This is a genomic window from Pseudomonas sp. LRF_L74, assembly GCF_965644255.1.
GTDB lineage: Bacteria > Pseudomonadota > Gammaproteobacteria > Pseudomonadales > Pseudomonadaceae > Aquipseudomonas.
In genome coordinates, this window is record NZ_CBFFRH010000002.1 from 330,591 (window position 1) to 353,250 (window position 22,660).

General features: G+C 63.6%; 17 protein-coding genes, 2 pseudogenes and 1 riboswitch. Of the genes and pseudogenes, 12 read left to right on the top strand and 7 right to left on the bottom strand.

Annotated features, from left to right (window positions below; all coding sequences use genetic code 11):
• Nucleotides 1–134 precede the first annotated feature (134 nt).
• The 6 genes from brnQ (at nt 135) to ACSZPK_RS06435 (ending at nt 7,130) form a co-directional block, all read left to right on the top strand.
• Nucleotides 135–1,454, top strand: coding sequence for a branched-chain amino acid transport system II carrier protein (brnQ, locus tag ACSZPK_RS06410; protein WP_437880580.1), 1,320 nt, complete (start codon nt 135–137; stop codon nt 1,452–1,454).
• Between the two features lie 279 nt (nt 1,455–1,733).
• A complete protein-coding gene (locus tag ACSZPK_RS06415) occupies nt 1,734–2,537 on the top strand; it encodes an alpha/beta fold hydrolase (protein ID WP_437880581.1) in 804 nt (267 codons plus the stop codon).
• Nucleotides 2,534–3,397 (top strand): alpha/beta fold hydrolase, encoded by an 864-nt coding sequence (locus ACSZPK_RS06420; RefSeq protein ID WP_437880582.1) that lies wholly within the window; start codon nt 2,534–2,536, stop codon nt 3,395–3,397. The genes ACSZPK_RS06415 and ACSZPK_RS06420 overlap by 4 nt, the downstream gene beginning before the upstream one ends.
• A gap of 136 nt (nt 3,398–3,533) precedes the next feature.
• Complete coding sequence (locus ACSZPK_RS06425) at nt 3,534–4,328, top strand: DUF4892 domain-containing protein (protein WP_437880583.1); 795 nt, start codon at nt 3,534–3,536, stop codon at nt 4,326–4,328.
• Nucleotides 4,329–4,370: 42 nt separating this feature from the next.
• Nucleotides 4,371–5,453, top strand: coding sequence for an AI-2E family transporter (locus ACSZPK_RS06430; RefSeq protein WP_437880584.1), 1,083 nt, complete (start codon nt 4,371–4,373; stop codon nt 5,451–5,453).
• A gap of 123 nt (nt 5,454–5,576) precedes the next feature.
• Complete coding sequence (locus ACSZPK_RS06435; RefSeq protein WP_437880585.1) at nt 5,577–7,130, top strand: YdgA family protein; 1,554 nt, start codon at nt 5,577–5,579, stop codon at nt 7,128–7,130.
• Nucleotides 7,131–7,189: 59 nt separating this feature from the next.
• On the opposite strand, the gene xopAW is transcribed toward ACSZPK_RS06435, so the two are convergent.
• The 4 genes from xopAW to ACSZPK_RS06455 all read right to left on the bottom strand — a co-directional run bounded on the left by xopAW (nt 7,190) and on the right by ACSZPK_RS06455 (nt 11,069).
• Nucleotides 7,190–7,942, bottom strand: coding sequence for a XopAW family type III secretion system calcium-binding effector (gene xopAW / locus ACSZPK_RS06440; protein ID WP_437880586.1), 753 nt, complete (start codon nt 7,940–7,942; stop codon nt 7,190–7,192).
• Nucleotides 7,943–8,102: 160 nt separating this feature from the next.
• Complete coding sequence (locus ACSZPK_RS06445) at nt 8,103–9,140, bottom strand: sensor histidine kinase (protein WP_437881005.1); 1,038 nt, start codon at nt 9,138–9,140, stop codon at nt 8,103–8,105.
• Nucleotides 9,137–9,952: a response regulator gene (locus tag ACSZPK_RS06450; protein WP_437880587.1), complete on the bottom strand. Its 816-nt coding sequence runs from the start codon at nt 9,950–9,952 to the stop codon at nt 9,137–9,139. Before ACSZPK_RS06450 ends, ACSZPK_RS06445 begins: the two co-directional genes overlap by 4 nt.
• Before the next feature lie 106 nt (nt 9,953–10,058).
• On the bottom strand, nt 10,059–11,069 hold the full coding sequence (locus ACSZPK_RS06455) for a patatin-like phospholipase family protein (RefSeq protein ID WP_437880588.1): 1,011 nt from the start codon (nt 11,067–11,069) through the stop codon (nt 10,059–10,061).
• A 191-nt stretch (nt 11,070–11,260) separates the two neighbouring features.
• Between ACSZPK_RS06455 and ACSZPK_RS06460 the strand changes: the two genes are divergently transcribed.
• From ACSZPK_RS06460 to ACSZPK_RS06475, 4 genes and pseudogenes are all read left to right on the top strand, one after another.
• Nucleotides 11,261–11,539: a hypothetical protein gene (locus tag ACSZPK_RS06460; RefSeq protein WP_437880589.1), complete on the top strand. Its 279-nt coding sequence runs from the start codon at nt 11,261–11,263 to the stop codon at nt 11,537–11,539.
• A 28-nt stretch (nt 11,540–11,567) separates the two neighbouring features.
• A complete protein-coding gene (locus tag ACSZPK_RS06465) occupies nt 11,568–12,179 on the top strand; it encodes a flavin reductase family protein (RefSeq protein ID WP_437880590.1) in 612 nt (203 codons plus the stop codon).
• Nucleotides 12,180–13,321: 1,142 nt separating this feature from the next.
• A pseudogene (locus tag ACSZPK_RS06470) lies at nt 13,322–13,552 on the top strand (HAMP domain-containing protein); the annotation flags it as partial.
• A gap of 360 nt (nt 13,553–13,912) precedes the next feature.
• Nucleotides 13,913–14,407: pseudogene (locus tag ACSZPK_RS06475) on the top strand (methyl-accepting chemotaxis protein); the annotation flags it as partial.
• Nucleotides 14,408–14,434: 27 nt separating this feature from the next.
• Here the strand turns inward: ACSZPK_RS06475 and ACSZPK_RS06480 are convergent.
• Nucleotides 14,435–14,752 (bottom strand): ATP-binding cassette domain-containing protein, encoded by a 318-nt coding sequence (locus ACSZPK_RS06480; RefSeq protein WP_437880591.1) that lies wholly within the window; start codon nt 14,750–14,752, stop codon nt 14,435–14,437.
• Nucleotides 14,753–15,115: 363 nt separating this feature from the next.
• On the opposite strand from ACSZPK_RS06480, the gene ACSZPK_RS06485 reads away from it, so the two are divergent.
• Entirely contained in the window at nt 15,116–15,856 is a 741-nt protein-coding gene (locus ACSZPK_RS06485) for a carbonic anhydrase (RefSeq protein WP_437880592.1), read from the top strand.
• A 74-nt stretch (nt 15,857–15,930) separates the two neighbouring features.
• A complete protein-coding gene (locus ACSZPK_RS06490) occupies nt 15,931–17,445 on the top strand; it encodes a SulP family inorganic anion transporter (protein ID WP_437880593.1) in 1,515 nt (504 codons plus the stop codon).
• Between the two features lie 66 nt (nt 17,446–17,511).
• Here ACSZPK_RS06490 and cobN read toward each other — a convergent pair whose 3' ends face one another.
• Nucleotides 17,512–21,243 (bottom strand): cobaltochelatase subunit CobN, encoded by a 3,732-nt coding sequence (gene cobN, locus ACSZPK_RS06495; protein ID WP_437880594.1) that lies wholly within the window; start codon nt 21,241–21,243, stop codon nt 17,512–17,514.
• A 12-nt stretch (nt 21,244–21,255) separates the two neighbouring features.
• On the bottom strand, nt 21,256–22,305 hold the full coding sequence (gene cobW, locus ACSZPK_RS06500; RefSeq protein ID WP_437880595.1) for a cobalamin biosynthesis protein CobW: 1,050 nt from the start codon (nt 22,303–22,305) through the stop codon (nt 21,256–21,258).
• Between the two features lie 98 nt (nt 22,306–22,403).
• Nucleotides 22,404–22,591: riboswitch (cobalamin riboswitch) on the bottom strand.
• Nucleotides 22,592–22,660 lie beyond the last annotated feature (69 nt).

Here is a 22,660-nt window from a genome sequence, read left to right on the forward strand (position 1 = left end):
CAAGCATTTTTCCGGGGCGGCTTCAAAAGAGCCTTCACCGGAGCGAAGCCATCGGCCCAGACCGGGCAAGCGGCCTGTTTCCCTATCCTCGGAGACTCCTGTTTTTTCTTATCCTGCCAGTGGTAATTCCTTCTATGACGCGTTTGAAAGGCCCGGACCTGTTGGCTCTGGGATTCATGACTTTTGCTTTGTTCGTCGGTGCCGGCAACATCATCTTTCCACCCATCGTCGGCTTGCAGGCCGGGGCTAATGTCTGGCTCGCCGCACTCGGATTCCTGATTACGGCGGTTGGCTTGCCGGTGGTGACCGTCATCGCCCTGGCCAAGGTCGGTGGCGCGATGGATGCCTTGAGCAGTCCGATCGGCAAGGTCGCGGGCATCCTCCTCGCGACCACCTGCTACCTGGCGGTGGGGCCGCTGTTCGCTACGCCACGCACGGCCACCGTTTCCTTCGAAGTTGGCCTGGCGCCACTGCTCGGTCATGGGCCGTTGGCTCTTTTTCTCTACAGCCTGGTGTATTTTGCCGTGGTGCTGGTGGTGTCCCTGTATCCGGGACGCCTGCTCGACAGCGTCGGTCGATTCCTCGCGCCGTTGAAGATCATCGCTCTGGCGATCCTCGGTGGCGCCGCCTTCATGCTGGTTCCCGGTGATACCGGCGAGGCGACCAAGGCCTACCAGGCCGCGCCGTTCTCCCAAGGCTTCGTCAATGGCTACCTGACCATGGATACCCTTGGCGCATTGGTGTTCGGCATCGTCATCGTCAATGCCATCCGTTCCCGTGGCGTCGAGTCGCCGCGTCTGATCACTCGCTATGCGGTCATCGCCGGCCTCATCGCTGGCGTTGGCCTGGCGCTGGTCTACATCAGCCTGTTCCGGCTTGGCTCGGGCAGCCATGCCATTGCTGGCGACGCAGCCAACGGCGCGGTGGTCTTGCATGCCTACGTGCAGCACACCTTCGGCGACCTGGGCAGCACCTTCCTGGCGATCCTGATTTCCCTGGCCTGCCTGGTCACGGCCGTCGGCCTGACCTGTGCTTGCGCGGAATACTTCAGCCGTCTGTTGCCGCTGTCCTACCGCACGTTGGTGGTGCTGTTGGCCGGTTTCTCGTTGCTGGTCTCCAACCTCGGCTTGTCGGCGTTGATCCAGGTGTCGGTACCGGTGCTGACCGCCATCTACCCGCCATGCATCGTTCTGGTGGCGCTGAGTTTCTGCTGGGGCGTCTGGCGTTCGCCTACCCGGGTGGTTGCCCCGGTGATGCTGGTGGCCTTGGCCTTCGGTGTCCTCGATGGCTTCAATGCTGCTGGGTTCAGCGCGCTGGTTCCCGACTTTTTGCAGCGCCTGCCGATGGCCGAACAGGGGCTGGGCTGGCTGGTTCCTGCAGTGGCGATGCTGGTGCTGGCGACGCTCTTCGACTGGCTGTCGAGGGCAGGTGCGAGCCGCAAGCTGGAGGCGTGACGAGAAGGGCTTCGTTCACAGACTGTGTGAAAACTACTGCGCTCGGCCATGCGGCGTTAAAAAACGGCTGGAATGCCAGCCCAGTCAAAATGCTCATTTACAGCTCGTAAACTGCGCTTTTTCGCCGTTTTTTGCCTTGCCTGATCTTCGCTCGCTATGTTTTCACACAGTCTGTTCAGAGGCCTTTTTCTAGCTGCTGGTTTGGCCAAGTCGCCTGTTGCTAGGGCCGATTGACTGGTCGAGAATCTATCGGTCTTCCGACTCCGACGGTTCACCTACATGGCGCAGACCATCTTTTTCGCCCACGCTAACGGCTTTCCGTCTGCGACCTACGGCAAGCTGTTCACAGGATTGGCGCCCGATTTTCAGGTGGCGCATCTGGAGCAGCATGGCCATGACCCACGCTTTCCTGTGGATGACAACTGGCAAGGCCTGGTCGACGAGTTGCTCGCCCATCTCGGGGAGCAAGACGAACCCGTATGGGGCGTGGGGCATTCGTTGGGCGGCGTCCTGCATTACCACGCGGCCTTGCGGCGCCCGGATCTCTACCGGGGCGTGGTGATGCTCGATTCTCCGTTGCTCACCGGCATGGATCGCATGTTGATCCGGGCGGCCAAGCGCTTCGGTTTCATCGACCGGATCACGCCCGCCGGGCGTACCCTCGGTCGGCGCGAACGCTTCGCTTCCCTGGACGAGGCACGCAGCTATTTCGCTGGCAAGGCCTTGTTTCGCCATTTCGATCCCGATTGCCTCGATGCCTACGTGCAGCATGGCCTGTATCGGGAGGGCGAGGAGTTGCGCCTGCGTTTCGACCCGGTGACCGAGATCGGCATCTACCGCAGCGTGCCGCATACCGCGCCCGGAAGGGTGAAGCAGCTCAAGGTGCCGCTGGCGGTCGTGCGTGGCGAGCAGAGCCGCATCGTCTTGCCACACCACGCACGTGGCGTCCGTCATGTGCTGAACGGCGAGCACCTCAGCTTGCCTGGCGGGCATATGTTTCCACTCGAACACCCAACGCTGACGGTCGATCTGCTCAAGGCCTTGTTCATGCGTTGGCAACGCATCCAGGAGCGTTCCGCGTGACCATCAGCTTCGAAGAAATACGTTTCAGCCTGCCGCATGTGGAGCTGGCCGCACGGGTGTTCGGCCCCGAGGATGGCTCACCGGTACTCGCGTTGCACGGCTGGATGGACAATGCCATGACCTTCGAACGGCTGGCGCCGCGCCTGAAAGGGTTGCGTATCGTTGCGCTGGATTTCGCCGGGCATGGCTACTCGGGGCATTACGGACCTGGTTCCAGCTACAGCATCTGGGAGTTCATCGAAGATGTGCTGCTGGTCAGCGAACAGCTTGGCTGGGCGCGCTTTGCCTTGCTGGGGCATTCCCTCGGCGCCATCGTTGCGGTGATCTTCGCTGCGGCCATGCCGGAGCGGGTCAGCCGCCTGGCCCTGATCGACGGCCTGCTGCCCCATACCCATGAAGCCGAAGGCGCCGCCCAGCGCCTGGGCGAGGCGCTCAATGCTCGCTTGGCGCTGCGACACAAGAGCAAGCCCGTGTATGCCGAGGTCGAGCGCGGCGTGCAGGCGCGCATGAGGGGAGTGGTGCCGGTCAGCCATGAGGCGGCGGAGCTACTGGCCCTGCGTGGGTTGCAGCCGGTCGCGGGTGGCTACACCTGGCGCACCGACCCGCGCCTGACCCTGCCATCGATGATGCGTATGACCGATGCCCATGCCGAGGCCTTCGTTGCCAGTCTGCAGTGCCCGGTCAGCCTGGTCCTGGCCGAGGGCAGCCATGTCGACCGCGACCCGCGCATTCAGCCGTTGCTCGCGGACGGGCGCTTCCAGGTCAGCCGCCTGCCTGGCGGCCATCATCTGCACCTGAATGACCAGGCCGGCGCCGAGCAGGTAGCAGACTGTTTCAATCCTTTCCTCGTCCCGGCTTGACTTGGCTCGGCTAACTGCCGAGTCTGAGGGCCTTTTCAAGGAAGCCGCCGATGACCTGTCTCCATTCCGACGCGACCACCACCGGCCATACTGAGGTCGAGATCACCCAAGACGTGATCATTCGCTGAGGACTGTCATGCGTTCGTTCGTTTTCTACAGCCTGCTCGCCCTTGCCGTGTCAGCGTTTGCCGAAAGCAGCGGCAGCCTGGACGCCCTGCCGGCGCCGGAGCGTTCCACCTTGAGCGATTCTCGCGAGGTGCCCAACCTGGAACGGCGTTATCCGCAATCGTCGATCCAGAGGATCAGTGGCCAGGTGCGCATGGATGCCTCGGTGCTGGTCGCCGGTCATCTGCGGGCCCTCACTTATCGCCTGGCTGAAGAGCATTCGCCGGTAGACGTGGCGCATGCGGCGCGCAAGCGCCTGCAGGAGCAGGGCGCCCAGTTGCTCTACTGGTGCGAAGGCCGCGATTGCGGTGCCAGCAACCTGTGGGCCAATGCGGTGTTCGACAATGCCACGTTGTACGGGCCGGAAGAGCGCCAGGTCTATCTGCTGCTAAGGCTGGCGCCCCCCAACCAGGACAGCCTGCTGGCGCTGTATGGCATCACTCGTGGCAACCGGCGTTCCTACCTGCATGCCGAGCAACTGGATGCCAAGGCGCCGCTGACCGATGTGCTGCCGACCGCCGCGACGCTACTACGCCAACTGCGTGACGAGGGCGAGCTGGCGTTGCCACACTTGCCGGCACAACCCGAGGCCCGGTGGGTCGAGCTGTTGGCCAAGGTCTTCTCCCTCGACAGCACGTTGCGTGTCAGCCTGAGCGGAAATGCCGCCAGTGCCTGGCGCTCCGCCCTGCTCGAACAGAACCTGCGTGACAATCGCCTGCAACTGGGCGAGGGTGATGCAGCCGGGCTGGTCCTGATCCGTCGATAGGGCCAGCCTGCAATCCCTTCGGTTGTCTATGGAATATTCGCGATGCTGAGCAACGATCGTTTGCTGGTGCAGATTCTGCTGTTGCTGCTACTGGGGGCTTGTTTCTGGGTACTGACGCCATTCATTTCGGCGTTGTTCTGGGCGGCGGTGCTGGCCTTCGCCAGTTGGCCGCTGATGCGCCTGCTCACGCACTGGCTGGGCGGTCGCGAGGCATTGGCCGCGGCGCTGCTGTCGGGCGCCTGGATGATCCTGTTTGCCGTGCCGCTGGTGCTGCTCGGTTTCAATCTGGCGGATCATGTGCGCGACGCACTCAGCCTGGTGAAGGACGTGCAGGTCGATGGCTTGCCGCCCGCACCAGCCTGGATGAGCGGTTTGCCGATGGTCGGCACGCATCTGGCGGGATTCTGGGACCAGGCGGGGCGCGAGGGCTCGGAGCTGTTCGCCAATGTTCGTCCCTATCTGGGGCAGGTCGGCAACTGGTTGCTGGCGCGCAGTGCCCAGGTCGGCGGTGGCGTGCTGGAGTTGTCGCTGAGCCTGATCCTGGTGTTTTTCTTTTACCGTGACGGACCGCGGATGGCGGCGTTCGTCCAGCGTCTGCTGGAGCGCCTGATCGGCGACCGCGCCCATCATTACCTGGCGCTTGTGGCGGGGACCGTACAGCGAGTGGTCAACGGGGTGATCGGCACCGCGGCCGCGCAGGGGCTGCTGGCGCTGGTCGGTTTCTACATCGCCGGGGTGCCGGGAGCGCTGCTGCTCGGCCTGTTGACCTTCGTCCTCAGCCTGATCCCCATGGGCCCGCCGTTGGTCTGGATTCCGGTGGTGGGCTGGTTGATCAGTGGCGAGCAATACGGCATGGCGGTGTTCATGGGCATCTGGGGCACTTTCGTGATCAGCGGCGTGGACAACGTGCTCAAGCCCTATCTGATCAGCCGCGGCGGCAACCTGCCGCTGGTGGTGGTGTTGCTGGGGGTCTTCGGAGGGTTGCTGGCTTTCGGCTTCATGGGGCTGTTCCTCGGGCCGACGCTGCTGGCGGTGGCCTACAGCCTGCTCAGCGACTGGGTGCGAACTGAGCCGGACGTCACACAATCCACTGACAGAATCGAAGTCGATAGCGAAAAAGCCTGAGTAGCGGTGATACCCTTGCGCCGCTTTTCGGGGCAGGGGCGCCCGGCTGTTTTCGGGGAATAGAGCCTGGGCATTCGCACCCTGCAGGGAAGAATCAGAAAAACGATCACTAGGGATGAACAGATGAAAAAGACAGCGATTGCGGCAGGCATCGTGATTGCCATCGGCGCCGCCGCCGTGGGCGGGGCCTGGTACACCGGCAACCAGCTCGAAGGTGTCTTGCGTACTGCGGTTCAAGACTCCAACGAGCAGATGCGCAAGGCGATGCTTGGCGTGAATGGCAGCGCGACCGCTGAGCTGCTTTCTCTGGAGAAGCACTTCTTCAGCAGCACCGCCCGCTACCGTGTGACCTTCACCAGTCCGGAAATCAAGGATGGCGAGAAACTGGAAGTCCTGTTCGTCGATGAAATCGAGCATGGACCGTTCCCGCTGTCGCGAGTGAAGGCCCTGAAGCTGATGCCGGTCATGGCGGCCAGCAACTTCGCGCTGGAAAAGAATGGATTGACCGAGAAGTGGTTCGAGGCGGCCAAGGGCGAATCTCCTCTGCGTGGCCAGACCGTGCTGAGTTATGACCTTTCCAGCAGCGGCAGCGTGCGCCTGCTGCCGCTGGATCTTGTGCTGGATGAGACGTCGAGCCTGAAGTTCTCTGGCCTGGACATGGACATCAATGCTTCGGCCAAGGCGGCTCGCTTCGACTTGAGCGGCAAGATGGACAGCCTGGTGCTGGACGGCAAGGAGCGTGGCGAGCCTGTGCATCTGGCGTTGAATGGCCTGACTTTCGACAGTCAGCGCGAAAAGGGTGCTTCCGACTTCTACCTGGGCACGAGCAACGCCAAGCTGACCACTGCCGAGTTCAAGTTCGGCGAGCAGGCACGCGTGCTGCTCAATGACCTTTCCCAGGCCGATAACCTGAGCGAGTCGGGTGGAACGCTCAAGGGCAAGGTCACCTATGACGTGGGTCAGATCAGCTACAACGGCCAGAAACTTGGCAGTTCGCAGATGATCTGGGGTATCGACAAACTCGATGTTGCTGGCTTGCAGGCGCTGGTGGCGTTCTACGAGCGCAATCTGGAAGCCTTGGCCAAGACCAGTGAGACAGGCGAACTGCCGCCGCTCAGCGATGCCGACAAAGCCGAGCTGAAGGTCGCCATCGACAAGCTGCTCGATGCCAAGCCACGCATTGCCCTGGAGCGCCTGGCGTTCAAGACGGCCAATGGCGAGAGTACTTTCAACCTGTCGCTCGACCTGGCCAAGCCAGAGTCTTTCGAATTGCCTGCGGATGAAATCGCCCGTCAGCTGGTTTCCCAGGTCGATGCCAGGCTGCTCGTCTCCAAGGCCATGATCGGTGATGTCGTGGGGTTGCAGGCCCAGTTGTCGGGCGAGGTTGTCGACCAGGCGGCGATTGCCCAGCAGGCTTCGATGATGAGCGACATGGCCAGCGACATGGCGGTGGCCAGCCAGATGGCCAGGCTCGACGGCAGTAACATCGTGTCGGACCTGCATTACAGTGATGGGCAGGTCGACCTGAACGGCCAGAAGATGCCGGTCGAGCAGTTCGCTCAGATGGTCATGGCCATGGGCGGCAGTGCTCTGGGTGGCGGTGCTGCTGCCGATGACGAGAGTCAGGGCGACGATGAGGCCTATGACTACGACGACGCACCGGATGCGGCGGAGTAATTCGTCATTCGCTTGAAAACGGCCAGCCATTCCCTGGGGAGTTGGCTGGCCGTTTCGTTTCAGGCACTCAGGTTGAGTTGCGTGCCGACGCTGTTCTGCAAGCTGGCGCTGCTGGCGTATTGCTGGACCAGCTTGCTGACCAGTGCAGCGTAGGCATCTTCGCTGCTACTGGTGCTACTGCTGTCATCTTGCTCCAGAGCGGAAAACAGGCTGCTCAGTGTGCTGCTGGAACTGGTCGTGCTGGTGCTCAGCGAGTCGTCCTCGCTGCTATCGGAGGTCTCGCCGCTTGGCGGTGGTGGTGGCGGCGCGAGGGCGCCCAACTCGTCGATGTTGAGGCTGCCGTCGCCATCGCTGTCCAGCTCGCTGAGCAGGTCCGAACTGCTGGTGCCGCTGGTGCCGGTCAGGGCACTCAGCTCGTCTTGATCGACGGAGCCGTCGCCATTGGCATCCAGCTGGGAGAACAGTTCTTCGCTATCAACGCCGCCAGACGGTGGTGGAGGCGGAGCGAGTTCGGCGCTTTCTGTTTCATCGATGCCGCCGTCGCCATTGGCGTCGAGCATGCTGAACAGCTCGTCGATATCGATGGTGGCCGAGCTGTCGTCACTGTCCTGGCTACTGCTCAGGGCGCTGGTCAGCTCATCCTTGGCGATGCTGCCGTCACCATTGCTATCGAGCAGGCTGAACAGTTTTTCCTGGTCCGTGCTTTTAGTGCTGGAGCTATCCGTACTGCTGAGAGAGGTGGAACTGGTGGAACTTGTACGTTGTGTCGAGCTATAGGCATAGCTCGAATAACTACCGACGCCACTGATCATGGGAGTCGCTCCTGTGCTGGGGGGGCTGGAGAGAGTTCTCCAGACGTTACACATTCGGCGAATTTCTTGTCCTGGGTATATGGACTTTGTATCGGAGCCCATACCGCTGCAGGAGGCGCTACGATTTGTTTCCCCGGCCCGCGTGCTCGCTAAATGAGCGTCAGAGGCGTGGCAGGATGAGAATGGCCGTCAGGCCGCCGCCCGGCGTTTCTTCCAGGCGAATGTCGCCGCCTTGGTGCTGGGCGGCTTCGCGGGCGATGGTCAAGCCAAGGCCGACACCGCCGGAACTGCGGTTACGCGAACCTTCGAGGCGGAAGAAGGCCTCGAATACCGCTTCACGTTGCTCGGCAGAGATGCCGGGGCCATGATCGATGACCCGGACTTCTACCTGGGAGCGGCCGTCGCGCAGCTCGATCATGGCGTGCCCGGCGTAGCGCAGGGCGTTTTCCAGCAGGTTGCTGACGCAGGAGCGCAGGGCCATCGGCTGGGCCGGCAAGGGCGCGCAGGTGCCTTCGGTCTGGACATTGGCGCCGCGATCCTGAGCGTCCTCGACCATGGACTCGACCAGTGCCTGCAGATCGAAGCGTTGCAGGGCTTCGCTGCTGCGTTGTTCGTGCAGATAGCGCAGGGTGGCATCGAGCATGCCGATCATCTCGCCGAGGTCATGGCCCATGCGAGTGCGCAGTTGCGGGTTGGGGATCTGTTCCACGCGCAGTTTCAGGCGCGCCAGCGGCGTGCGCAGGTCGTGGGAAACGGCTGCCAGCATGCGCCCACGTTGCTGCACCTGTTCGCGGATGCGTTTTTGCATCAGGTTGAAGGCGTGGGCGGCCTGGCGAGACTCGTGGAATCCGTTTTCCGGCAGCGGCGTGCTGTCCAGGTCATCGCTCAGGCGCTCGGCGGCATCGGCCAGGCGCTGGATCGGGCGGCTCAACAGGCGAGCGCCGTACCAGGCGGCGATCACCAGGGTCACCAACTGGAAGCTCAGGACGATGGCCGGGCCGGTGAACGCAGGGCCCGGCCCGGGCCCCGGTGGCGGCGGACGTTGCGCCTCATGATGTTCCATCGTCTGCTGGGGAGGGCCGGGCGGTGGATTGCCGTAATGCTTGAACCACAGATACGCCAGCCCATGCGCGAGCAGAATGGCGACCAGGAAGACCGCGAACAGGCGTGCGAACAGGGTGTCGGCGCGGAGCATCAGACGATCTCGCGCGCATCGAACAGGTAGCCTTCACCGCGAACGGTCTTGATCAGCTTGGGTGACTTGGGATCGTCGCCGAGTTTCTGGCGCAGGCGCGAGACCAGCAGGTCGATGCTGCGGTCGAAGGCCTCGATGGAGCGCCCGCGGGCGGCATCGAGCAGTTGCTCACGGCTGAGCACGCGGCGTGGGCGTTCGAGGAAGACCCAGAGCAGGCGGAATTCGGCGTTCGACAGCGGCACCACCAAGCCGTCGGGCGACTGTAGCTGGCGCAGGACGCTGTGCAGGCGCCAGTCGTCGAAGCGGATGCTGCTGCGTTGCTCGTTCTTCGGCAGTTCGCGGTCGTCGCGCACGCGGCGCAGGATGCTCTGGATGCGGGCGACCAGTTCGCGAGGTTCGAACGGTTTGGCCATGTAGTCGTCGGCGCCCAGTTCCAGGCCGATGATGCGGTCGGTGGGCTCGCAGCGTGCGGTGAGCATCAGGATCGGGATGTCGGAGGTGCTGCGTAGTTCGCGGCACAATGCCAGGCCATCTTCGCCCGGTAGCATCAGATCGAGGATGATCACGTCGAAGTGGCTTTCGGCCAGGGCCTTGCGCATGCCATTGCCGTCGCCCACGGCTTCGCTGTCGATGTTGAAGCGAATCAGGTAGCCGCTCAGCAGTTCACGGAGTTCGAGGTTGTCATCGACGATAAGGGCGCGGGTCGTGCGCGTGCGTTGCTCGGGCGCGTTGAGGGCTTGCACCGGGAAGGCTCCATGGGCTGCTTGCAGGATGGCGGCGCTACAATCGTAGCGTGCCGCGAGAAGGGCGGCCATGCCGACGGGCGCTCCGCGAGCCGCATGCTGGCGGTGATGCGTATCTACAGGATGTAGTCAATGTATCGGGATTGATACGTTGTGGCGTGGAACTGCTCCTGCTGGCCTAATCGTGTTCAGCCTCGTATTTATCCAGTGTATCGCTGGCGATCTGTCGGCCGAGTTCGATCAGTTCCGGTGCCTTGTGGAACTCGAAGAAGCGGCATACCCGGCGCGGCACGTTGATCAGGATATCCGGGGGATATCCGGCGATCTTGTACTGTGCGAGGGACGTTTGCATGACCTCGAAGCTCTGGTTGACCAGCTCCAGCAGCGAGGCGGGGCCAACATTGCTCATCACGCGAGTGCCGCTAGCTGATTTCTGCGCGTCGTTCCCTTCGCTGGCCAGGGTTGCCGGCAGGGTGCTTTCCAACCAGGGATTGCTATCTTTCAGGGGCGACTGCAATTGCAGCTCTTCCCCTGCTTCGCGCTTGAGGAAGGGCAGGCGTGAACTCAGCGAACCGACCAACTGATCGATACGGTTCTTGAGCGCCGCCGGCCGTTCGATCACTGGCAAGGTGTAGTGATGCTGGTTGAGGGCGTTGAGGTTGACCGCGACGATCAGGTCGCAGTGGCTGGACACCACTGGCACGATGGGCAGCGGATTGAGCAGGCCGCCGTCGACCAGCATGCGCTGGCCCTGGGCCACCGGGGTGAACAGGCTGGGAATCGCCGCCGAGGCACGCATGGCCTTGTGCAGGCTGCCTTCCTGGAACCAGATTTCCTGTTGGTTGGTAAGGTCTGTCGCCACGGCGGTATAGGGAATCGGCAGGTCCTCGATGTTCACGTCGCCGAGGATTTCGTGAATCTTGCCGAACACCTTCTCGCCGCGGATCGCTCCCAGTCGGAAGCTGACGTCCAGCAGGCGCAGCACGTCCAGGTAGTCCAGGCTTTCCGTCCACTCGCGATAATCGCGCAGCTTCCCGGCGGCATAGATGCCGCCGACCACGGCCCCCATCGAGCAGCCCGCTACGCAGCCGATCTCGTAGCCACGCCGCTCCAGCTCCTCGATCACGCCGATGTGGGTGTAGCCCCGTGCGCCACCAGAGCCCAGGACCAGTGCCACCTTTTTGCCCATGTGTTTCCTCCCTGCGAGCCTGCGACCATACCCTGCCTGGGAACTCGCTGCCAATCAGGCTGTGACAGGAGCTGCAGACGGTTCAAATTCTCCTGCCGTTGTGGAACTATCCGTGCCCCGATGGTCAGTGATGGCGGCACTTTTACGAGTTGCCCGCATCGAAGTCTGAGTCGTATCAGGAGTTCCATACCATGAAAAGAATCGCAGTCTTGACGTTGTTAGCGATCACTCTGTGCGGTTGCGCCGCGCGTACCACCTACCGGGAAAGCTGTGCCAACCAGGTCGATGCCGCCTGGCGCGAGCTGGATATCGCCAAGGCCGAGGGTTTTGCCGGCACGGTCAGCTATTCCAAGGCGCTATCGCTGCTCACCGGGGCCAAGACCCAGCAGCAGTTCGAGGCTTATCAGCGTTGCACCGAGAACGCCGAGAAGGCCCGCTTCTACATTCGCGAGTCCCGCGCCGGCCGTTGAGCTGGCGCTTTTATCAGGAACCCGTCCCATGCTGCTCGATTTCCGTACCCTGAATCCCGCCCAGAGCTACCGCTGGTTGTCGTCGACGGTGACGCCGCGACCGATCGCCTGGGTGTCGAGCCGCTCGGCGGCGGGGATCGACAACCTGGCGCCGTTCAGCTTCTTCCAGGTAATCAGCGATGATCCGGCAACCCTGCTGATCAACATCGGCAGCCGGGCAGACGGCAGCCACAAGGACACCCTCGCCAATGTCCTGGCGACCGGTGAACTGGTGGTCAATCTGGTTGCTTATCGGCATGCCGAAGCGATGAATGCCAGTGCGGCGCAATTGCCGGCGGATGTCAGTGAGTTCAGCGCCTGTTCGATTCCAACCATCGCCTCGCAACTCGTCAAGCCACCACGCGTGGCCGGTGTCCCGGTAGCCTTCGAATGCCGGGTTGCCGACGTGCAGCCTTACCCGAAGGACAGGCCGAGCAGTCATCACCTGGTATTCGCCGAGGTGCTGCTGGCGCATATCGACGATGCGGTGCTCGACGAGCGTGGCTACGTCGTGCCGGCCAAGCTGGATCTGGTCGGGCGTCTCAGTGGCAGCGCCTACTCCCGAACCGGCGATACCTTTGATATGGTGCGGCCCAGGTAAGCGTGTTGCGTACCGCCCATGCCCCGTTTCGGGGCGCCGATAGCCGATCGCTTCTTCACCTCTGGCGACCTTCGATCCGAAGGGGCCGCGTCTTCGTTCTGAAAACGACCTCTATTTAGCTAAAAGCCCCGCCATGCGTGACATTGGCAGGATTATGGCTTGTCGCCAGCACGGCGTCGTCGATAGGGTGACGGTGCTTTCAGGAACGACGATGGCTGGCTGTTCTGCCTGCCACTTTCCGATTTTCCTAGCCAGAGGGGAATCTCATGCCAGGTCTGCAACGTAGTATCGCCAGCCTCAGTACGGCGAAGAAGCTGACCATCGGTTTCGGCATCGTGCTGGTTCTTACCGCCGTAGTGGCGGCGACCGGCTTTTCGGCCTTGCGTGCGGTTGCCGAGCGCAGTGCATTGCTCGAACGCATGACCACGCTCGACAGCGAGGTCATGCAGATGCGCCTGACCGAAAAGGACTATTCCCTGACCGGTGACGCCAAACGGGTCGAGGACCTGCGCCAGCGAGTCCAGGCATTGCTGGAGAGCAGCGAGGCGTTGACGGCTGAGCTGAGCGGGCCAGGCGCGGATGCCTTGGCCGATGTCGGCGCGACGTTGGTTGACTACCGGGCAGTGTTCGACCGCTACGTGGATCTTTCCGACAACATGCGCCTGTCGCTGGACGCCGCCAACTGGCTGGTGGTCAGCGCCTCCAACAGCCTGGATGTGCTGCAGACCGGCTTCAACGAGGATGGCATCGACCTGCTGAAGAACTCCCAGGGTGCCGAAGGCGGGGAAATGGTCGCCAAGGGCGGTGAGATCGGCAAGGTCTATCAACTGTTGCTGATGGCGCTGAACCAGGCACGGGTGCGGCTCGAGCAAAGCCGCGGCAGTGGCGAGACGGTAGACACGCAGATCCAGGAGGCGCTCGATGCACAGAAGCTCGCCAGCGAGTTGCGTGCATCGCTGAACGATCCGGGCTATGCGGCGGTACTGACCGAGGTGATCGGCAATGTCGATTCGTTCAATGATCGCCTCAAGGAATACACCAGCCAGTTGCATCAGCAGAAAGCGGAGTACGCCAAGCTGGTGGCCGATGCCGAACGCATCGTGGCGGCGGTCGAGCAGTCCTACTCGTTGCAAAAGCGCGCGATGATCGAATTGCAGCGCAACAGCTCCTACCTGATCCTGCTGGCCACCGGCCTGGCGCTGTTGATCGGCCTGGCGGCCACCGTGCTGATCACGCTGCTCATCGTGCGCCCGTTGAAGCGGGTGATCGGGGTGGCGCAGCAGATTTCCCAGGGCGATCTGAGCATCGACATCGAGGTCGATCGTCATGACGAGGTTGGCCAGTTGCTCGCTGCCATGCGTGGCATGTCCGCCAACCTGCGCGACATGGTCGGTCAACTGCAGGGCGGGGTGACGCAGATATCCTCGTCAGCCCAGGCCCTTTCGGCGGTTACCGAGCAGACCCGTGTCGGGGTCAACGGACAGAAGGTGGAGACCGACCAGGTCGCGACGGCGATGAGCCAGATGACCGCCACCGTCCACGAGGTGGCACGCAACGCGGAAGCGGCGGCGGCCTCCACTGAAAGCGCCGACCATAAGGTCAGCGACGGCAGCCAGGTGGTGCGCCAGACGCTGGTGCGGATCGACCAGTTGGCCACGGCCATTCGCCAGTCGACCGACAGCATCCAGCATCTCAGCCAGGAGACCCAGAGCATCGGTTCTGTACTGGACGTGATCAAGAGCGTGGCCGAGCAGACCAACCTGCTGGCGCTCAACGCCGCCATCGAGGCGGCCCGAGCGGGCGAGCAGGGGCGGGGCTTTGCCGTGGTGGCCGATGAAGTACGCGCGCTGGCCAGGCGAACCCAGCAATCGACCGCCGAGATCGAACGCCTGGTGGTGACGTTGCGCGAAGGTGTGCGTCAGTCGGTCGAACACATGCAGCGCAGTGGCGAGCTGCTGGACATGACCGTGCAGGATGCCAACCAGACCGAACAGGCGCTGAATGGAATCGCCGAGGCGGTTTCGGTGATTCATCAGATGAACCAGCAGATCGCCGCCGCCGCCGAGCAACAGACTGCGGTTGCCGAAGAGATCAATCGCAGCGTTACCAGCATCCGTGACATTGCCGACCAGTCGGCCGAGGCGATGGAGGAAACGGCCCGTTCGAGCACACAGTTGGCAGGCTTCGGCCGCGACCTGCAGGCGATGGCGGGGCATTTCCGGCTTTGAGAATGGGCGAATTACGGTGAGAACCGCTCATCGCGCCAACCCACTGGCGTCCAGCGCAACCTGTCTGCATGGCAGCGAAACCTTCTCGCTATCCAGGCCCATATGAACCAGTCGGGTTCGCGTCATTTGCTCGGTCAGGCTGGGTACACGCTGGCGTAGATGATCCAGCGCACAATCGCTGCGATCCAGGCAGGAGAGGTGCTGGTCGAGATGGGCGTGTGCCACGTCGACCCGGCATTCGCCCGAAGCGGGTTCGAGCAAGCCGGCGATCACTGCCAGCACGGTCGACTTGCCGCAGCCGTTGGGACCGCTGATCGACAATCGGAAAGAGCCGAATAGCTGCATGTCTGGCAATCGTATATCCGAGTGTGGCGGGCCTCGCCACTCTGGCTGGACGATCTTCAGGCGGTCGCCGATGCGGCCTTGCCGGAGCCGGCCTGGCCTGGCTGCCGAGCTGTATTACCGGGCTCGCGGTCGAGAACAGCGCTTGAGGTTGGCGGTGCTGTGAGAGCTTGCCTATTTCACTCACGGGGCCGGGAAGTGCTCTCTTTTAATCCGTTTACTTTGTGCGTGTATGGCGATTTAGAGCGGGTCGTTCAGTTTTGCTTAAGTTTTTCCCGGTAGCGTCGTTGGCGAAGTGACCCGTTGGTCACAGGCGTTTGGGTCGAAGTCGAGAACGTCGTCAATGCACTGAAGGGAGATTCTACGATGAGCTCAACCACTACCCGGACTGGCAAGGCCAGAGTCGCTGAACTTCATGCACGCGAACCTGAGAGCGCCGAGCGCGCGATGGGCACTATCGTCGAGGGCTTTCGCAAGTTTCGCCAGGAAGTCTTTCCCCAGCAGCAGGCGTTGTTCAAGCGCCTGGCAAACGCACAAAACCCCAGGGCGATGTTCATTACCTGCGCCGACTCGCGCATCGTTCCTGAGTTGATCACCCAGAGCGAGCCTGGCGACCTGTTCATCACCCGCAACGTCGGCAATGTCGTGCCTCCTTACGGGCAGATGAACGGCGGCGTCTCCACGGCGCTCGAATACGCCGTGATGGCGCTGGGCGTGCAGCACATCATCGTCTGCGGGCATTCTGACTGCGGGGCCATGAAGGCCGTGCTCAACCCGCAGAGTCTCGAAGGCATGCCGACGGTTAAAGCCTGGCTGCGGCATGCCGAGGTGGCGCGCAGTGTCGTGGCCGAGAACTGCGCCTGTTGCGGCCATGAGGCTTTGGGCGTGCTCACCGAGGAGAACGTGGTCGCTCAACTCGACCACTTGCGCACCCATCCTTCGGTCGCATCCCGCCTGGCCAGCGGCCAGTTGCACATCCATGGCTGGGTCTACGACATCGAGACGGCAAGTATTCGTGCCTACGACGTCAGCCACGGGGCATTCCTGCCTCTGGATGGTGACAGCCTGCCCTCGGCGACACCGGTGCCGCGCTACGCCAGCGCCTGATTCTCTGCCTCGATTGTCTCGTTCACGAGCCGGCCCTTGCGCCGGCCTGGCTTCTTTTTCAGGAGAAAACGCTCATGAGCTTTTTCCGCTCTCTACCGCGGGATGCCTTGGCGTCCGTGGTGGTTTTTCTCGTCGCGCTGCCCTTGTGCATGGGCATCGCGATCGCATCCGGGATGCCGCCCGCCAAGGGCTTGATTACCGGCATCGTCGGTGGGTTGGTCATTGGCTTTCTGGCGGGCTCGCCCTTGCAGGTCAGTGGCCCGGCCGCCGGCCTGGCTGTCCTGGTGTTCGAGTTGGTCAGGACCCATGGCATGGCGGCGCTCGGTCCGGTGCTCCTACTGGCCGGACTGATTCAATTGGTGGCCGGCGCACTGCGTCTGGGCGGCTGGTTTCGCGTCACGGCACCGGCGGTGGTGTACGGCATGCTTGCCGGTATCGGCATTCTGATCGTTCTCTCTCAACTGCATGTAATGGTGGATGCATCGCCCAAGGCATCCGGCCTGGATAATCTGCTGGCATTTCCTGCTGCCCTGTTCGATGCGTTTCGCCTGGCGGGCGAGGGATCGGCGATGGCCGCCGGCCTGATTGGCCTCGGCACGATTGCCTGCATGTGGGGGTGGGACCGCTTGCGCCCAGCCAGCCTGCGTTTTTTACCCGGGGCGCTGGTTGGCGTGACGGTGGCGACCGTCGCCAGCATCTGGCTGGCGCTGCCGGTCAAGCGGGTGCAACTACCCGATAGCCTGGGCGATGCGATCGATTGGGTCACACCGCAGTCCCTGGCCAGCCTGGCGGACCCACAACTGCTGATTGCCGCACTGGCGATGGCGTTCATCGCCAGCGCCGAAACCTTGCTTTCCGCTGCGGCCGTCGATCGGATGCACAGCGGTGTGCGTTCGAATTTCGACCGTGAACTCTCGGCCCAGGGCGTTGGCAACATGATCTGTGGTGCGCTTGGCGCGTTGCCGATGACCGGTGTGATCGTGCGCAGCTCCGCGAATGTCCAGGCCGGGGCGCGCACGCGGGTATCGACCATTCTTCACGGCGCCTGGTTGCTGGCCCTGGTGGCATTGTTGCCAGGCGTGCTGCAAAGCATTCCGGTGGCCAGCCTGGGCGGCGTGCTGGTCTACACCGGCTGCAAGCTGGTCGATCCGAAAGCGATCCGCAGCCTTGGCCGTTATGGGCGAGTCCCTCCGTTCATCTACGCCGCTACCGCGCTGTGTATCGTCTTCACCGATTTGCTGACCGGCGTTCTGATCGGATTCCTCCTGACCCTGCTGAAACTGGTGTGGAATGCATCGCGCCTGCGCTTGAGGCTGGTCAAGGTGGGTGACAAGCAGGTTGAATTGCGCATGAGCGGCTCGGCCACCTTTCTTCGGGTGCCGCAGTTGGCCAAGGTGCTGGCGGCTATCGAACCCGGCACGCGTGTGCACCTGAGTCTGGAGCGTGTCAGTTACATCGACCATGCGTGCATGGAGCTTCTGGATGATTGGGGACGCTCTGCGCAGGCGACTGGCGGTGAACTGGTCATTACCGAGCGGATCAGCTTGCGCAGGCGCGTAGAAGGGCGGCGGCGTAGCGCGCTGGCTTGAGTCGAGCATCAGGCGCTGGTCTGCCGGGCGCATCTCAACGCTGTCGTGCCGAAACGGCAACAGACCCTAGTTTTCCTCACTGTCGATCAGCAGGTTCTCCAGCGCTTCCTGGTACTCGCCAGGCTCCTGCCACAGGCCGCGCTGCTGGGCTTCGAGCAGGCGTTCGATGATGTCCTGCAAGGCGCCGGGATTATGTCGCTGGATGAAGTCACGGGTGTCCTTGTCCAGCAGGTAGGCGTCGGTGAGCAGGGCGTACTGGTGGTCGTCGACCAGTTCGCTGGTGGCGTCGAAGGCGAACAGGTAGTCGATGGTCGCGGCCAGTTCGAAGGCGCCCTTGTAGCCGTGGCGCTTCATGCCCTCGATCCACTTGGGATTGGCGGCACGGGCGCGGACCACGCGGGCCAGTTCCTGCTTCAGGGTACGGATGCGCGGGGTGTCCGGCTGGCTGTTGTCGCCGTGGTAACTGGCGACCTTGCCGCCGCGCAGGGTCTCGACCGCCGCCAGCATGCCGCCCTGGAACTGGTAGTAGTCGTTGGAGTCGAGGATGTCGTGCTCGCGGTTGTCCTGGTTGTGCAGCACCGCCTGCAAGTGCTGCAGACGCTCGGCGAACTGCGCGCGGGCCGGCGCACCTTCGACGCCCTGGCCATAGGCGTAGCCGCCCCAGTTCAGGTACACCTCGGCCAGGTCGGCGCGGCTTTCCCATAGACGCTCCTCGATGGCGTTCTGCACCCCGGCGCCATACGCGCCGGGTTTGGAGCCGAAAATGCGCCAGCCAGCCTGGCGTCGGGCCTCCTGCTCGGTCATGCCGTTGTCTTGCAGTGTCAGCGATTCCTGCCAGACCCGTGCGGACAGCGGATTCATGTCTTCCGGTTCGTCCAGGTCGATGACCGCCTGGACTGCGTCGTCGAACAGGCGGATCAGGTTGGCGAAGGCGTCACGGAAGAAGCCGGAGACGCGCAGGGTCACGTCCACGCGCGGGCGGCCAAGCTGTTCCAGCTGCAACACCTCGAAGCGCTCGACCCGCTGGCTGCCGGCCTGCCACACCGGGCGTACGCCCAGCAACGCCATGGCCTGGGCAATGTCGTCGCCGCCGGTGCGCATGGTTGCCGTGCCCCACACCGAGAGGCCGAGGCGGCGCAAATGGTCGCCTTCGTCCTGCAAGTGACGCTCGAGCAAGCGGTCGGCAGCCTGCACGCCGAGGCGCCAGGCGGTGGGCGTGGGCAGGTTGCGCACGTCTACGGAGAAGAAGTTGCGCCCGGTGGGCAGCACGTCCAGGCGACCGCGGCTTGGCGCGCCGCTGGGGCCGGAGGGCACGAAACGGCCGTCGAGGGCGGCGAGCAGGCCGTGCATTTCGGCGCTGCCGCAGGCGTCGAGCAGCGGCGCGATATGGTTGCGCAGGCTGTGCAGGACGACTTCGCTGGCGGCACCGGATTTGCAATCCGCTGCATCGATCAAGCTGAGGCCAAGCAGTTCGAGACGCTCGCGGGTATCGCCGGCGCTGCGCCAGGGTTCGTCGCTCAGGCTCGCCAGAACCTCTGGGCGCGGGCCAGACCAGGCCGCCGCCATCTCGCAGTCGAGCGGATCGAAGTCCAACTCCAGATCACGCGCCAGGGCACGCAGCAGGCTGGCATTGCCGCCCTGGCCATCGCCACGGGGAATACGCAGCAAGGCGAGCAGGGTGTCGCGACGCAGTTGCCCGGTCGGCGATTCACCGAAGACATGCAGGCCATCGCGAATCTGCGACTCCTTGAGGTCGCACAGGTAGGCATCCAGTTGCGGCAGCCAGCTTTCGGGGTCGTCGTTGAGTTGCAGGCCGAGTTCGCGATCCAGGCTGGCTTCGCGCACCTTCTGCAGAATCTCGCCGCGCAGTTCGGCGGCGCGGCGCAGGTCGAGCTGGCTGGCTTCGTAGTATTCGTCGGCCAGGCGCTCCAGGTCGCGCAGCGGGCCGTAGCTTTCGGCGCGGGTCAGCGGTGGCATCAGGTGGTCGATGATCACCGCCTGGGTACGACGCTTGGCCTGGGCGCCTTCGCCGGGGTCGTTGACGATGAACGGGTAGATGTTCGGCAACGCACCGAGGATCGCCGTCGGCCAGCAGCGTTCCGACAGGCCGACACTCTTGCCCGGCAGCCATTCCAGGTTGCCGTGCTTGCCGACGTGGATCAGTGCGTCGGCCTGGTAGATGTGGCGCAGCCAGAAGTAGAAGGCCAGGTAACCGTGGGGCGGCACCAGGTCCGGATCGTGATACACCGCTGCGGCATCGACTTGATATCCGCGTGCCGGCTGGATGCCGATGAAGGTCAGGCCGAAACGCAGGCCGGCGATCATCAGCCGGCCGCTACGGAACATCGGATCGTTGTGCGGCGTGCCCCAGCGTTCCAGCACCGCCTGGCGATTGGCTTCGGGCAGCGACTCGAAAAAGCGCTGGTAGTCGTCCAGCGCCAGGCTCTGGGCGCAGGGCCGCAGGTCGAGATTGTCGAGGTCGTTGGTCACGCCGCCGAGCAATTGCTGGATCAGCGCGGTACCGCTGTTCGGCAGGTCCGCGACGGGATAACCCTGGTCTTCGAGGGCCCGGAGGATATTCAGCGCCGCTGCCGGCGTGTCCAGGCCGACACCGTTGCCGATGCGACCGTCGCGGGTCGGGTAGTTGGCGAGGACCAGGCCGACACGCTTGTCCATTACCGGCTTGCGTTGCAGCTCGCACCAGCGCCGCGCCAGTTCGGCGACGAAATCCATGCCCGGCAGGTGCGGGCGGTAGCAGACCACATCGCTCTGGCTGCGCTCGCTGCGCCAGGCCAGGCCCTTGAAGCTGATCGGCCGGGTGATCAGGCGGCCGTCCAGTTCCGGCAGGGCGATGTGCATCGCCAGGTCACGCGGGCCGAGGCCCTGGGCGTTGCCTTGCCATTGTTCTTCGCTGTCGAGTGCGCACAGCGCCTGTAGCACCGGGATGTCGCGGCGGAACGGGCGCTCCTGCGGCGCTTCCGGGTTGGATTGGGCGAAGCCGGTGGTATTGAGGATCGCCCCGGCGCCGGCCTCGTCCAGCCAATCTTCGACCTGGGCCAGGCATGCCGCCTCCTTGAGGCTGGCCACGGCGATTGGCAGCGGGTTGAGGCCCTGGGCCTGCAAGCGCTGGCAGAACGTATCGACGAACGCGGTGTTCGCCGCCTGTACGTGGGTGCGATAGAACAGCAGGGCGGCGACCGGCGCATCGGGCTGCCAGTCGGCGCGCCAGTCATCCAGCGAGGCGTTGCTTTTATCAGGATGGTAAAGGCCGACGCGGGGCAGGGCATGTGGTGCTTGCCAGGTGTAGTCGCGCTCCAGGTAGCGATTGGCGATGCACTGGAAAAACTGCCGGGCGTTGTCCACGCCGCCTTGGCGCAGATACTGCCACAGGCGTTCGGCATCCTCGGCAGCGACGTTGCCCAGGTTGGTCAATTCGGGATCTGGCTGGTCGTCACCGGGCACCAGTATCAGCGTTGCCCCGGCTTTGCTCAGCTCGACCAGGCGCTCGATACCGTAGCGCCAATAACTGACGCCGCCATGCACCGAGATGAGGATGACCTTGGCGTGCTTGAGCACCTGTTCGACGTAGAAGTCCACCGAGGCGTGGTTACCCAGTTGCGCCGGGCTGGCCAGGCGCAGCGTCGGGTAGTCCTCGGGCAGATGGCGCGCCACCTCGGCCAGCAGCGACAGGTGCGAGTCGCCGGTGCAGAGGATCACCAATTCGGCCGGGGTCTGGCCGAGGTCGGCGATGCTGTCGGCCGGCAGTTGCTGGCCGGGCTGGGTGCGCAGGAGGTGCATGATTTGCCGTGCTTACGCCAGTGCGGCCTTCAGCTCGGCCGCGATGGCGCTGTGATCCAGTTCCTGGCCAATCACGATCAGGCGGGTAACCCGAGGCTCCTCGGCTTTCCAGGCTCGGTCGAAATGCTTGTCGAAGCGTTGGCCAACACCCTGCAGCAGCAGGCGCATAGGCTTGCCGGGGATCGCCGCAAAGCCCTTGATACGCAGGATGCCGTGCTTGGCCACTGCGCCTTTCAGGGCTGTCAGCAAGCGTGCTTCGTCAGCCTCTGGCAGCGCGACCGGGAAGGAGTCGAACTCGTCGTGGTCGTGGTCGTCCTCTTCTTCATCGTGGTGGGTCTTGCGCCCGTCGATGTGCAACTCGGTCTCGCTGTTCAGGCCCAGCAACACGTTCAGCGGCAGGGAACCGCTGTGTGCTTCGATGACCTTGACCGCTGGCGGCAGTTCTTCGGCCACTTCGGCGCGCACCGTCGCCAGGGCCTCGGCGTCGAGCAGGTCGGCCTTGTTGAGGATGACCAGGTCGGCGCTGGCGAGTTGGTCGGCGAACAGTTCGTGCAGTGGCGATTCGTGGTCGAGGTTGGGGTCCAGCTTGCGCTGGGCATCGACCTGGTCGGGGAAGGCGGCGAAGGTGCCGGCGGCCACGGCCGGGCTGTCGACCACGGTGATCACTGCGTCGACGGTGCAGGCGTTGCGGATTTCCGGCCAGTTGAAGGCTTGCACCAAGGGCTTGGGCAAGGCCAGGCCGCTGGTTTCGATGAGGATGTGGTCGAGGTCGCCGCGCCGGGCCACGAGTTCGCGCATCACCGGGAAGAACTCTTCCTGCACGGTGCAACACAGGCAACCGTTGGCCAGTTCGAAGACGCGGCCGTTGGCTTCTTCCTCGGTGCAGCCGATGGCGCACTGCTTGAGGATTTCACCATCGATACCCAACTCGCCGAACTCGTTGACGATCACCGCGATGCGCCGGCCTTCGGCGTGCTCCAGCATGTGGCGCAGCAGCGTGGTCTTACCGGCACCGAGGAAGCCGGTGACGATGGTGACGGGGAGTTTGGCGAGCGTTTTCATGGAGAGCCCTGCGTCTGAGTGAGCGGCGAGCGGGCAACAGGATGGCAGGCACCAGAATCGGCTGGCGACCAGGCATCACCGGATCACCCCGCCCGGTTATCGAAAGCGTTGACGAGGCAGGTCTCCTGGCTCACGACCGGCGTTTGCCGCCGACCCTTCGCCTTCCCGCGTCAGCGCAGTGGCAATTGAAAGGGCTTCGGTCGTTCACAGTTGCGGGGGCAGCCACGGCTTGCCGTGTTCCCTCTTAGCTCCACCTGCGTGGAGAACCTCGAAAGAGCGCAAGGCTACGTATGGCCTGGCGCGGGGTCAATCTTCGCGCGCTTGGCAACATGTTGACGCAAAGCGGGCTTCGTGG

Excerpts from the sequence above, each read along its gene's own strand:
- ACSZPK_RS06480 (WP_437880591.1), bottom strand. The coding sequence starts at position 14,752 with ATGCAGCTATTCGGCTCTTTCCGATTGTCGATCAGCGGTCCCAACGGC.
- cobN (WP_437880594.1), bottom strand. The coding sequence starts at position 21,243 with ATGCACCTCCTGCGCACCCAGCCCGGCCAGCAACTGCCGGCCGACAGC.
- ACSZPK_RS06465 (WP_437880590.1), top strand. The coding sequence starts at position 11,568 with ATGCTGCTCGATTTCCGTACCCTGAATCCCGCCCAGAGCTACCGCTGG.
- ACSZPK_RS06435 (WP_437880585.1), top strand. The coding sequence starts at position 5,577 with ATGAAAAAGACAGCGATTGCGGCAGGCATCGTGATTGCCATCGGCGCC.
- ACSZPK_RS06415 (WP_437880581.1), top strand. The coding sequence starts at position 1,734 with ATGGCGCAGACCATCTTTTTCGCCCACGCTAACGGCTTTCCGTCTGCG.
- ACSZPK_RS06460 (WP_437880589.1), top strand. The coding sequence starts at position 11,261 with ATGAAAAGAATCGCAGTCTTGACGTTGTTAGCGATCACTCTGTGCGGT.
- cobW (WP_437880595.1), bottom strand. The coding sequence starts at position 22,305 with ATGAAAACGCTCGCCAAACTCCCCGTCACCATCGTCACCGGCTTCCTC.
- xopAW (WP_437880586.1), bottom strand. The coding sequence starts at position 7,942 with ATGATCAGTGGCGTCGGTAGTTATTCGAGCTATGCCTATAGCTCGACA.
- ACSZPK_RS06450 (WP_437880587.1), bottom strand. The coding sequence starts at position 9,952 with ATGGCCGCCCTTCTCGCGGCACGCTACGATTGTAGCGCCGCCATCCTG.
- ACSZPK_RS06490 (WP_437880593.1), top strand. The coding sequence starts at position 15,931 with ATGAGCTTTTTCCGCTCTCTACCGCGGGATGCCTTGGCGTCCGTGGTG.
- ACSZPK_RS06430 (WP_437880584.1), top strand. The coding sequence starts at position 4,371 with ATGCTGAGCAACGATCGTTTGCTGGTGCAGATTCTGCTGTTGCTGCTA.
- ACSZPK_RS06425 (WP_437880583.1), top strand. The coding sequence starts at position 3,534 with ATGCGTTCGTTCGTTTTCTACAGCCTGCTCGCCCTTGCCGTGTCAGCG.
- brnQ (WP_437880580.1), top strand. The coding sequence starts at position 135 with ATGACGCGTTTGAAAGGCCCGGACCTGTTGGCTCTGGGATTCATGACT.
- ACSZPK_RS06485 (WP_437880592.1), top strand. The coding sequence starts at position 15,116 with ATGAGCTCAACCACTACCCGGACTGGCAAGGCCAGAGTCGCTGAACTT.
- ACSZPK_RS06455 (WP_437880588.1), bottom strand. The coding sequence starts at position 11,069 with ATGGGCAAAAAGGTGGCACTGGTCCTGGGCTCTGGTGGCGCACGGGGC.